This is a genomic window from Geminicoccus flavidas, from assembly GCF_009806515.1.
In the GTDB taxonomy this organism is placed as follows: Bacteria; Pseudomonadota; Alphaproteobacteria; order Geminicoccales; family Geminicoccaceae; genus Geminicoccus; species Geminicoccus flavidus.
Genome location: NZ_WUJP01000776.1, coordinates 1 through 11,094, shown reverse-complemented (window position 1 = coordinate 11,094; position 11,094 = coordinate 1). Strand labels below are relative to the sequence as shown.

11 protein-coding genes and 2 pseudogenes are annotated in these 11,094 nt (G+C 67.4%); 3 read left to right on the top strand and 10 right to left on the bottom strand.

Going from position 1 to position 11,094, the window contains the following annotated elements:
- Both EQG76_RS22360 and EQG76_RS22355 read left to right on the top strand, forming a co-directional pair.
- Nucleotides 1-296 (top strand): annotated as a pseudogene (locus tag EQG76_RS22360) (ABC transporter); the annotation flags it as partial.
- Between the two features lie 173 nt (nt 297-469).
- Entirely contained in the window at nt 470-1,003 is a 534-nt protein-coding gene (locus tag EQG76_RS22355) for a hypothetical protein (protein ID WP_159716524.1), read from the top strand.
- A gap of 36 nt (nt 1,004-1,039) precedes the next feature.
- Here the strand turns inward: EQG76_RS22355 and EQG76_RS22350 are convergent, their stop codons facing one another.
- Nucleotides 1,040-1,837: an OBAP family protein gene (locus tag EQG76_RS22350; RefSeq protein ID WP_235031509.1), complete on the bottom strand. Its 798-nt coding sequence runs from the start codon at nt 1,835-1,837 to the stop codon at nt 1,040-1,042.
- Nucleotides 1,838-1,924: 87 nt separating this feature from the next.
- Nucleotides 1,925-2,095 (bottom strand): hypothetical protein, encoded by a 171-nt coding sequence (locus EQG76_RS22345; RefSeq protein WP_159716523.1) that lies wholly within the window; start codon nt 2,093-2,095, stop codon nt 1,925-1,927.
- 720 nt (nt 2,096-2,815) lie between these two features.
- Here EQG76_RS22345 and EQG76_RS22340 point away from each other — a divergent pair.
- Nucleotides 2,816-3,904, top strand: coding sequence for a BMP family ABC transporter substrate-binding protein (locus tag EQG76_RS22340; RefSeq protein WP_235031508.1), 1,089 nt, complete (start codon nt 2,816-2,818; stop codon nt 3,902-3,904).
- Between the two features lie 39 nt (nt 3,905-3,943).
- Here EQG76_RS22340 and EQG76_RS22335 read toward each other — a convergent pair whose 3' ends face one another.
- The 8 genes and pseudogenes from EQG76_RS22335 to phnE all read right to left on the bottom strand — a co-directional run.
- The gene (locus tag EQG76_RS22335; RefSeq protein ID WP_159716521.1) at nt 3,944-4,366 is read right to left on the bottom strand and encodes a YciI family protein; all 423 of its coding nucleotides are present in this window, start codon (nt 4,364-4,366) and stop codon (nt 3,944-3,946) included.
- Nucleotides 4,367-4,435: 69 nt separating this feature from the next.
- Nucleotides 4,436-4,855 carry a VOC family protein gene (locus EQG76_RS22330; protein ID WP_159716520.1) on the bottom strand — a complete coding sequence of 140 codons (420 nt, stop codon included), beginning with the start codon at nt 4,853-4,855 and terminating at the stop codon, nt 4,436-4,438.
- Nucleotides 4,856-4,987: 132 nt separating this feature from the next.
- A complete protein-coding gene (locus EQG76_RS22325; protein ID WP_159716519.1) occupies nt 4,988-5,806 on the bottom strand; it encodes a carbohydrate ABC transporter permease in 819 nt (272 codons plus the stop codon).
- Nucleotides 5,803-6,666, bottom strand: a complete 864-nt coding sequence (locus EQG76_RS22320; RefSeq protein WP_200841026.1) for a carbohydrate ABC transporter permease — start codon at nt 6,664-6,666, stop codon at nt 5,803-5,805. The genes EQG76_RS22325 and EQG76_RS22320 overlap by 4 nt, the downstream gene beginning before the upstream one ends.
- 63 nt (nt 6,667-6,729) lie before the next feature.
- Nucleotides 6,730-8,049, bottom strand: coding sequence for an ABC transporter substrate-binding protein (locus EQG76_RS22315; RefSeq protein ID WP_159716518.1), 1,320 nt, complete (start codon nt 8,047-8,049; stop codon nt 6,730-6,732).
- A pseudogene (locus EQG76_RS33595) lies at nt 8,046-9,595 on the bottom strand (putative N-acetylmannosamine-6-phosphate 2-epimerase). Before EQG76_RS33595 ends, EQG76_RS22315 begins: the two are co-directional and overlap by 4 nt.
- Nucleotides 9,596-9,670: 75 nt before the next feature.
- A complete protein-coding gene (locus tag EQG76_RS22300) occupies nt 9,671-10,327 on the bottom strand; it encodes a DapH/DapD/GlmU-related protein (protein ID WP_159716515.1) in 657 nt (218 codons plus the stop codon).
- A partial coding sequence (gene phnE / locus EQG76_RS22295; RefSeq protein ID WP_159716514.1) for a phosphonate ABC transporter, permease protein PhnE occupies nt 10,324-11,094 on the bottom strand: 771 nt, incomplete at its 5' end. The genes phnE and EQG76_RS22300, both read right to left, overlap by 4 nt.

The window sequence follows — 11,094 nt, the reverse complement described above, 5'->3', positions numbered from 1 at the left end:
TCTGTGACGAGGTCACCTCCGCTTTGGACCCGCTGGTCGCCGACGAGATCCTGAACCTGCTCTTGCGCCTGCAGGAGGAAAGCGGCCTGTCCTATCTGTTCATCACCCATGATCTGGCGACCGTGCGGGCGATCGCGCACGAGGTCGTGGTGATGCAGCGGGGCAGGGTGGTCGACAGCGGCGAGAAGGACGAAGTGATGGCGCCGCCCTTCCACGATTATACCGGAAAGTTGATCCGCTCGGTGCCGGAGATGCGCACCGACTGGCTGGACGAGGTGCTGGTCGGCCGGGCGTGAGCCGATGAGGCCCGCCGTTTCCGGGTGATCTGGAACACAGACGCGCAACCCCGGAAGCTGCACAAAGCTATCGCTGCACCCCGATATGCCATCGCCCTAGGCGATTGACCGCGCGGCGCAGCCCGGCCGGCCGAATTGGCCGGCGCGGCCCCGCGACAGGAAAGGAATGCGCCATGAAGCGCCTGAGTCTGGGCCTGGCAGCCATGCTGACCGGGCTGATGCTGTCTGCTCTGGCACCCCCGCCCGCGAAGGCGGAGACCATCGCCATCTCCGCCATGGGCTTTGGCACCCATTGTCCCTGCCCGGCGCCTGGCGGCTATCTGGAGGAGGAGCAGGCGGGCACGCTCAAGACGATCATGCCCAACTCGCGCTTCTTCGCGCCCGTCTCGTTCCCGAGCGGCGTGAAGGTGTGCCGGCTAAGCCTGGTCTATCGCGACGTCAACGCCAATGACGCCATCGAGGCGCGCCTCGTGCGCAAGACCTATGCGAGCGGCAGCAACCCGTTCAGCGCACCGGTGGTCATGGCGAGGGTCACCAGCGCGTCCGGGGTGGTCGATGCCGTGCGGATCGCCTCGTCGACCTCGATCAGCCAGCCGACCATCAACAACAGCAACTCCTTCTACTACGTTCTGGTGACCTCGGTGACCTTCAACCTCGACTTTCTCGGGGTGAAGATCGAGACCAAGCCCGCCGCCCAGGCCTGCTAGGCAGGCTGCCCGGCACCTGCCCGGCGCCCGGACCACTCAGCCGGGCAGGTTCTGGACGGGCTTCTGGCCGAGTTCCAGTTGCACGGTCTGGCCACCCTGCCAGACATCGGCGCCGGGCCGGACCGGCGGGGCATCCTTGGCCAGCTCCGCACGGCCGGCCCTGGTCTCGGCCGTGCTGATCCCCAGCGCCTGGTCGCGTGCCTCGACCATCTCCCTTCGGAGTTGCCCGTCCGCCGTGAAGCTCATCATGAGCTGCGGAATGCCCATCGGGAGCTCGGAATCGCGATCGATCTGCCAGGTGTGCCAGGTCTTGCCATAGGTCGAGACCAACTTGACGATCGCCATGTTTTCGACCGCTTCCGGGATGCCCGGCATCACCAACGTGCCCGAGAGCGTCTCGTGGCGATGGCTGTGCCAGAGCCGCTTCTCCTCCTCCGGCAGGGTCAGGAACACGCGCTCGCTGACGATGTACTCGATGCCGATCAGCCGCGCGCCGGAGCGGTTGCCGTCATAGATCAGGCATTGGATGAAGTCCTCGATGACGTGGGTGCAGTAGTGGTGCGCCTCGATCTGCCGACCCAGGTCATCGGCATAGAAATGGAACCCGTTCAGGTACATGTCGATGTCGTTCACCGGGCCCTTGCTCTGCAGGAGGTCGGCGCCGGTGGCGAGCATGCCGGTGCCGGGCGTCACTTCCTGCCCGGTCACCGGCTGGCCCTCCGCTGCGTGTTGCATCGCATGGGAGCGGCCGCAGGCGCAGGCGACGAGAGCGGCGGCGGCCCCAGCCACCCCGGCCAGGCGGCGGCGGCCGAAACGCGGCATCGACCAGTTCATGAGCGGCATCCCGGAAGTTGGCCATGTCCCCGCAACGGCCGCGCCCGCCGGAGGTTGCGCTCTGCCGAGCTGCCCGCTCAGGCCGCGTCAGAGCACCGCCCAACTGTTGGCGATCGCGAGCAATTCGACCGGCACCGCGCTCGCCGTCGAGACCTTGAAGTTCGGGTACGCGTCCGGACAGGCCGACATCACGTTGGTTAGGGTCGCGTCGAGCGCATCAATGGCCGCTTGGCCGGCGGGCGTAAGGTCATTGCCCAAACTCGGCTCCTGTATTTCTCTGGAGAAACTCGGGCTTGAGTGGTCTTTTTGACTAGCAGCTCCCGAGTGTTTGAATGGTGGCCTTCTCTGAGATGCTGGTAGGATGGCATCGTCCAGACAAGGAGGCCTTATGTCCTTCTCCTTGCCCTCCTTCCTCCGGCCCTTCTTCTGCAAGCACGCCTGGATTGATGCTTCCCGCTGACGCAACAACCAGTTCATTCCTGTCGTCAGGTGCACCACCTGCGGCCGGACGAAGTTTCGAAAGCGACCCCTAGTCCGCACCTCGAATAGCTCGGGAAGCTCCAGCGAATGGGGGTGGGATGACTTCAGCGGCGATGGTGGCGGAGGTGGGGATTAGCGACAGGCGCGAGTATCTGGATCAAATGGCGGTTTTCTCAGAGCATTTCGGCCTGTGCCTCAGCGAAGCTTCGGCGTTGATGAGCAAGACAATGCTATGATCGAAACCCCCGGGCACACAGCCCGCCTTTCGCAAAAGAAGAATGGACACCCAGAACCGGAGTATGGCTTGCCGGCCACGAGGCGCTATGACGGGGCTACTGGGAGTGCCGCTTCCGTGAGATGTCCCAAGTTCCGTGCCGTTGTGGCCGACCAGTATCGGAACAGCGCGTCACGCACGTTGACCGCTTCCCGATTCCGTTGTGACCTCGCCGCACCGATGGGAAGGGGCCCGCGCGTCGTCGGCCCAGCATGGAGCGCAGCATGATCGATCGTCGAACCTTGGTAGGCAGTGGCCTGGCCGCGCCATTTCTGCTCGGTGGCCTGAAGAAGGCGCGCGCCCAGGATGGGGGGCCGCTCAAGATCGCCTTCATGTATGTGGGTCCGATCGGCGATCTCGGCTGGTCCTATCAGCACGACCAGGGGCGGCTCGCCGTCGAGCGGCATTTCGGCGATCAGGTGCAGACCAGCTACGTCGAGAGCGTGCCGGAGGGGGCCGATGCGGAGCGCGTGCTGCGCCAGATGGCGCAGGCCGGCAACAAGCTGATCTTCGCCACCAGCTTCGGTTTCATGCAGGCGGTGATCAACGTCGCCAAACAGTTTCCCGACACGGTGTTCGAGCACTGCACCGGCTTCCAGACAGCACCCAATGTCGGCATTTACAATGGCCGCTTCTACGAGGGCCGCTACGTATCCGGCCATCTCGCCGGGCGGATGAGCCAGAAGAAGACCATCGGCTATATCGGCTCGTTCCCGATCCCCGAGAACATCATGGGCATCAACGCCTACACGCTGGGTGCGCAGCGGGTGATCCCGGACGTCACCACCAAGGTGGTATGGGTCAACAGCTGGTACGACCCGGGCAAGGAGGCCGAGGCCGCCAACGCGCTGATGGATCAGGGCTGCGACTTCATCGTCCAGCACACGGACAGCCCGGCCCCGGTGCAGGCGGCCGAGAAGCGCGGCGTGTGGTGCGTCGGCCAGGCCTCCGACATGGGCCGGTTCGGCCCGGAGCGCTGCCTGACCTCGGTGGTGGACGACTGGGCGTCCTACTACATCAAGACCACCCAGCGCGTCATGGACGGCACCTGGCAGTCCGAGGACTACTGGGGGGGGCTCGCCGAGGAGTCGGTGGTGCTGACCCCCTGGAGCGATGCGGTGCCGGCCGAGGTCCAGGCGGAGCTCGACCAGCTGGTCGGCGAGATCAAGAGCAAGGCCACGCATCCCTTCCAGGGCGAGGTCAAGAACCAGGCCGGCGAGGTGGTGGTCCCGGCCGGCGCCGTGATCAGCGACGCCGACCTGCTGAAGATGATGTACTTCGTCCAGGGCGTGGACAGCACGCTGCCCGGCTGACCCGGCAACGGACGGGCGCCAGCCGGCGCCCGTCCGAACTCATCGGCCGGCCTGGGCGGCTGCCTGCATTTCGGCGAAGCCCGCTGCCGCCTCCTGCACGTCTGCCGGAAAGTCGTCCATCTCCTGGACCTGGCGGATCTCGATGATCTCGTTCTCGCCGGCCGGGCAGCGCTTGGCCCAGGCGATCGCCTCGTCCTTGGACGGCACCTCGATCATCCAGTAGCCGCCCAGCGTCTCGCTGCTGGCGATCTTGGGGCCGTCGATCACCTCGGGCCTGCCGCCGGCAAATGTGACACGCGCACCGGCCGAGGGCGGGTGCAGCCCTTCCAGACCGCGCAGGATGCCGGCCTCCTGCAGCTCGGCATTGTAGCGCATCATCGCCGCCACGGCCTCCGCACTCGGCGCCTCACCAGGCTGGGCGGTCTCGTAGCCCTTCGGAATCATCAGCATCATGAAGCGCATTGGGAATGTCTCCTGGCGATCGGGCCGCACGGGGCAGCCCAGGGCCACCGTGAGTGATGGATGGGCCGTTCAGCCGGCCGGATCGGCCACGATCATCCAGTTCACGCCGAACCGGTCAGCGACCATGCCGAACCCGGCGGAGAAGAAGGTCGGGGCGAGCGGCATCTGCACGCTGCCGCCTTCGCCCAGTGCCGTGAACACCCGCTCGGCCTCGGCAACGCTCGGCACCTGGACGGAGAGCGATACGCCTTCGAAGCTGGTGGTGCCGGTGCCGCAGCCATCCGAAGCCATGATCCGGGTCTCGCCCACAATCAGGCTGGCATGCATGACCTTATCGGCAAGCTCGGCCGCATCGACGCCGGGCGGCGGCGGTTCGGGGCTTTCCTTGAAGCGCATCAGCATCTCGACCTTGGCGCCGAGCTTGTCCTGGTAGAACCGGATGGCTTCGTCGGCACGACCGTTGAAGAAGAGATAGGGCTCGACCTTCACCGCTTCCTCCCTGAGCGCGGCCTCGCGCGTTCCTGCGCCGGAGCCGCAGATCATTAACCAGAAGGTTAAGTATCTAGCGGCAGCGCCGGGGCCCGTCAATCCACGGTGCCCTCATGGAGGAACGCGCGGGGCTCAGCCCTTCACCGCACCCGCTGCGAGCGAGCGGCCGATGCGCCGATAGAGGAGCAAGCCCAGTACCATGGGCGGCAGCACGCTCAGCACCATGACGGCAGCCGCGATGCCCCAGCGTACGCCGCCGCCGGACGCGGCGAAGAAGAACGAGGCGCCGACCGTGGTGGTCACTGCGTTCCGCGTGGTCAGCATCAGGGCGAACAGGAACTCGTTCCAGGCATAGACGAAGCCCAGCACCATGGTGGTGGCCAGTGCCGGTGCCGCCAGCGGTAGGATGATCCGCCAGAGCAGGGTGAAGGTCGAGGCACCGTCCACCCTGGCCGCCTCGTCCAGCTCGACCGGCAGGTCGCGCAGGGCCGCCACCAGCAGTACCAGGACCAGCGGCAGGTTCACGATGCACAGGATCAGGGCCAAGCCCAGCCGCGTGTCGAGCAGGCCCACCCGCGCATAGACGAGGTAGAGCGGGATCGCGAACACGATCAGCGGAATCGCGCGCAGGTTGGCGACCAGCGGCAGGAGCCATTTGCGGCCGGTACCGAAGCGGACCAGCCCATAGGCGGCAGGGAAGGCCAACAGCAGCGACAGGCCGGCCCCCAGGATCGAGGAGGCAAAGCTGTTCCAGAGATAGTGGAGGATGTCGAACCGATCGGAGATCCGGAACACGTCCAGATAGTTGGCGAGCGTGGGCGAATGGATCCACAAGGACGGGTTGGATGCGATCTCGGCTTCCGACTTGAACGACGTCACCAGCGTCGAGAGCACCGGGAAGTTCATCGCGAACGCAGCGATGGCGAACACGAGCCAGCGCAGGAGGTTCATGCCCGGCGCTCCGAGAGGCGGTGGACGATCGACAGGACGACCCAGGCAGCGATCAGCAGCAGCATGGAGGCGGCCACCGCCCGGCCGATGTCGCCCGACTTGAAGAAGGCCTCGTAGACCCAGATGCTCATGGTGGTGGTGGCCCCACCGGCCCCCGCGCCGGTCAGGGTGTAGACATTGTCGAACACCCGGAAGCTGTCGATGAAGCGGATGAAGAAGGTGGCACCCAGCACCGGCGCCATCAGCGGCAGGTCGATCCGCCAGAGGCGCTGCCAGGGGCCGGCCCCGTCGATCGAGGCGGCCTCGCGCACGTCCTTGGGGATCGCCGCATAGGCGGAATAGAGGATCAGCAGCGCGAACGGCGTCCACTGCAGCACCTCCACCACCACCAGCGTGCGGAACGCGTTGTCGGGGCCGAGGAAGGACGGGCTGTCGCCGAAATAGGTGAACATGAACCAGGGCACCACGCCCACGAACTCGTGCAGGATCAGCCGGTACATGAGCCCGACCAGGGCCGGAGCCACCATCATCGGCAGCATGAGGAAGGCCAGGAGCCAGGGACGCCGATCGATGAGCGGCGCCAGGAAGATCGCCAGGAACAGCCCGAGCAGGAGCTGGGCCACGGCACAGGCCAGGCCGAAGCGCAGCGAGAACCATGCGGCCTGCCAGTAGCTCTCCGAGGTGAGCGCGCTGCGGTAGTTCGCCAGGCCTACGAACTCGGGCGAGAGGATCGTGCGGAACTCGACCCGCGAGACCGAATAGATCAGGTCGACGACCAGCGGCAGGCCCAGCATCGCCAGGAGGAAGATCGTGAGGGGCGCGAGCAGGATCCGCCCGTCGCGCAGATGTCGGGACTGCAACGGAGAAAGGCTCCCATTAGCGGGCGAGAGAGGGTGCTTCGCGCGCACCCCCTTTGGGTCGACTCACTTCTTCAGGAGGTCGGCCATGCCTTGGGCAGTGGCTGCCAGCGCCTCGTCCAGGCTCTTCTGCCCGGCCCAGTAGCCGGTGAAGTTCTCGGCCTGGAGCTCGTAGACCGAGAGCGCACCCGCCGAGGTGGCACCGGTCATCACGAATCCGTACTGGCCGGCATAGTCGCCGAGCTGGGTCAGGTCCGGGCGCTGCTCTGCCACCGGCGCTAGCACGTCCGCGCTGAGTGCCGGCGTGCCGCCGCCCGCGGCATAGGCCTGCATCGCCTCAGGTGTGGCCAGCCACTCCAGGAACTTCAGCGCCCCTGCCTTGTTCTGCGCCGACTTGTTCAGGCCAAGGCCAAGGCCATGGATATGGGTGAAGCGGCCGGCGATGCCGGCCGGCGGCGGCACCGTGCCGACCTTGCCGCCCACGGCCGGGGTCTTCTCCGGGTCGTTCAGGTCGGCGGCCGCGGCGTTCCACTGCAGCATGGTCGCGACCTGGCCGGAGCCGAACGCGGCGTTGGCCTCGGCGAACTCGTAGCTCAGGCTGTCCTTGGGCGAGGCGCCGGCGTCGTAGAGCGCCTTATAGAGCTCCAGCCCCTTGCGGTACGCCGGGCTGTCGACCGTGATGTTGCCGTCCGCATCCATCCAGTCGCCGCCTTCGGAGCGGGCGGTGGAATGCCAGACCATCATGTTGAACAGGAGGTTCTTCATCTGCAGCACCGTGCCGTAGCGGACGGGGCTGTCAGGATTGACCGCCTTGGTGAAGAACAGCGCGGTCGCCTGATAGTCGTCCCAGGTCCACTCCGCCGGCGGCTTCGGCTTCAGCTCCTTGCCGAGCCGCTCCTGGGCGATCTCGCTGTAGCGCGCCTGCCAATCGGCGTCCGAGAGCAGCTGTTCGATCAGGTCCGTGCGGTAGTACATGAAATGCAGGGACAGATCGGTGGGCACGCCATACTGCTTGCCCTCGAACTGCATGGTGGCGAGCACCTTCTCCCCGAACACGTCGACCGCGCTGTCCGGCAGCTCGACCGGCTCCATGAACGGCGCATAGCGGCCGATCGCGTAGGTCGCGAGCAGGTTCAAGTCGAACTCGCCGCCGCCCGCAGCGAGGTCGGTCTGCAGCTTGTCCCAGAAGCCGTCGCGGTTGAAGAAGATCAGCTCGACCTTGTCCTCGTCGGCAACATCCTCCTTGGCGTTGTAGAGGTTGGCCGCATCGCGCAGTGCCGTCTCCTCCGGCCCGCCCGGCCAGCCCAGCACGGTGACCTCCGCCTGTGCGGCCGCGGAGGTCAGGAGGACGGCTGTCAGGGCGGCGAACAGGTGGGACGATCTCATAGCGACTGATCCTCTCTGGTGGCTGCGGCTTCACGAAGGGCGAGATCAGCGATCCCGATGATGCCGGCTCGGCTATCCAGGAGGGCCGGCACCAGATTCGGGCGCTCGAGCGGGGGCAGATGGGCCAGCCGGGTCCGGATCCGTTCCAGATGGCCCGGCGCCAGCCCGACGCCGCCACCGACCGCGATCCGCTCGGGGTCAAAGAGAAACTGCAGGTCGTGCAGCAGCAGTGCCGCGGCATTGGCGGCCTGATGCACGACCTGCTCCGCCCAGGCGGCACCGGAACCGGCCGCCGCGAACACGGCGGCCGCGTCGACCGGATGGCCTGCCCGCCGGGCCAGGCGCGCAATGCCAGAGCCCGATGCGAGATCCTCGATCCGCTCGCTGGTGATGAGGCGGACCTGACCGATGCTGCCCGCCATGCCGCTGCGCCCCTGCAGCAGCCGCCCGCCGGCGATCACGCCGCCGCCGACCCCGGTGGAAAACGTCACGAACACCAAGTCGTCCGAGCCGCGGCCGGCCCCAGCGACATGCTCGCCCCAGGCGGCGGCCTGGGCGTCGTTGAGCGCGGTGACCGGCACATGCAGGCGGCGGGTCAGTTCCAGCTCCAAGGGGAAATCAGGCGGGATGGGCAGGGTGTCGGGGTTCAGCGCCTGCCAGCGACCCCAGCGGACGAGGCCGGTCGCGGCAATGCCGGCCAAGGCGAACCGGCCGGACCAGGGTGCCGCCAGACTGGCGATCGCCTCCAGCCAGGCGAGGACGCCGCCCTGCCGCGGCGTGGCGACGCGCTGCTCCTCCAGCACCCGGCCGTCCTGGATGAGGCAGGCCAGGATCTTGCTGCCGCCCAGGTCGAGCGCCAGCACGGTGGTCATCGCCTGGCCCCCGCCACGGCTTTCGCGAACCAGCCGGTGACGTGTTCGGTGCGGGTGATGGCCGAGCCCACCACCACCGCGAACGCACCCGCCGCGATGGCCTGCGCGGCGGCCTCCGGCGTGTTGAAGCGGCCCTCGGCCAGCACCGGCACGTCGAGTTCCGCCGCTGCCGTCCGCACGAAGTCCAGATCGGGCGCATCGGGGACGGGGCCGCCCGCGTAGCCGCTCATGGTGGTGCCGACGAGGTCGACGCCCAGTGCCGCAGCCGCCCTGGCATCTGCCATGCCGGCGCAGTCGGCCATCGCCAGGCGCCCGGCCTGCCGCACCTCCGCCAGGAGGTCCGCCACCGGCACCGGCCGTGGCCTCTGGGTGGCGTCGAACGCGATCACGTCGGCACCGGCCTTGGCCAAGGCCTGCACGTCTTCCCGCCAGGGCGTGATCCGCACCGGGCTGTCCGGCAGGTCACGCTTGATCAGGCCCAGGATCGGCAGGTCGCAGGCCTCGCGCACCGCCTGGACATTGGCCGCCCCCTCGATCCTGAGGCCCATGGCACCGCCATCGCGGGCCGCCAACGCCAGCGCCACCACGATGTCCACCCGGTCCATCGGCCCGCCGGTCACCGGCTGGCAGGAGACCACGAGGCCGCCCTGCAGTTGATCGAGAAGAGGATCCATGGTCCGCCCTGGTCTGCCCACTGCTGGCCGCAGTCTTGGCAGCAGGTGCGCCGGCGAACAGCGAAAAAATGTTCCTCAGACTAGGTATTTTTCGAGGAACGCCTCAACTGCCAAGTGGCGGAAATCGTCGATGGCCCGGGCCAGGCGGTCGTGGGGCCAGTCCCACCAGGCCAGCGCCTCCAGTTGCTCGACGATGGCCGGCTCGAAGCGTGGCCGCAACGGCCTGGCCGGCACCCCGCCCACGATCTGGTAGGGGGCCACCGCCTTGCTCACCACCGCCCCGGCACCGATCACCGCGCCGTTGCCGATCCGGGTGCCCGCCAGGATCACGGCACCATGGCCGATCCACACGTCGTGGCCGATCGAAACGGCGTGGGCGCGCCGCCAGCCGAAGAACTCGGTCTCGTCCTCGCCCAGCCGGTAGCTGGCGGCCCGGTAGAGCCAGTGATGCTGCGAGGCGCGCCAGGTCGGGTGGTTGCCCGGATTGATCCGGGTGTGTGCTGCGATCGAGCAGAACTTGCCGATGGTCGCGTAGATGATCTCGGCGTCGTTCACGACATAGGAGTACGCGCCCATCTGCGTCTCGACGACCGAACTGCGGGCACCCACGGCGGTCCAGCCGCCGAACTCGGAGCGGAGCACCTCGGCATGGGGATGGAGCGAGGGGCCATCCGGCGAGAGCGGCGGCTGGCCCGGGTCGTTCTCGGCGGGGTGGCGCTCGATATAGCTCATCGCCCGGCTCCCTGAATGAATCGGCGGCGGATCCGCGCCGAGATCTGGTCCACCACGGCCACGGTCACGAGGATCAGGAGGATGATGAAGGCGGCCTGATCCCAGTACTGCACCTTCATTCGCTCCGAGAGCTGCAAGCCAATCCCGCCGGCACCGACCACGCCCAGCACCGTAGCAGACCGGGTATTGCTCTCGATGAAGTAGAGGGTCTGCGACAGGAACACCGGAAACACCTGCGGCAGGAAGCCGTAGCGGTAGATCTGCAGCCGGGATGCCCCGGTGGCGCGCACGCCCTCGATCTGGCGGCGGTCGACGTTTTCCAGCGCCTCGGAATAGAGCTTGCCCAGCGTGCCTACGTCCGAGGTGAAGATCGCGAGCAGCCCGGGCAAAGGACCAAGACCAAGAGCCCGGACGAAGACCAGGGCCCAGATGAGCTGGTCGACGCCGCGCAACAGGTCGAACAGCCGGCGCACGAGGTGGCGCGGCAAGGCCGGGCGCACCACCGTCTGGGCGGCCAGGAATGCCAGCGGCAGGGCGACCAGCGAGGCCAGGAGCGTGCCGAGGAACGCCATGGCCAGAGACTGGCCGAGGCCGGTGAAGATCCCGGCGAAGTCCCAGGACCAGAAATCGTTCCAGACCAGCATCTGGCCGAGCACGACCGTGATCCGGCCAAGCCCGGCGGTGAGTCGCTGCCAGGTGACGTCGAACAGCCAGAGGCAGAACAGGCCATAAAGCAGGCAGAAGGAGACCGCCGCCGTCTTCAGACG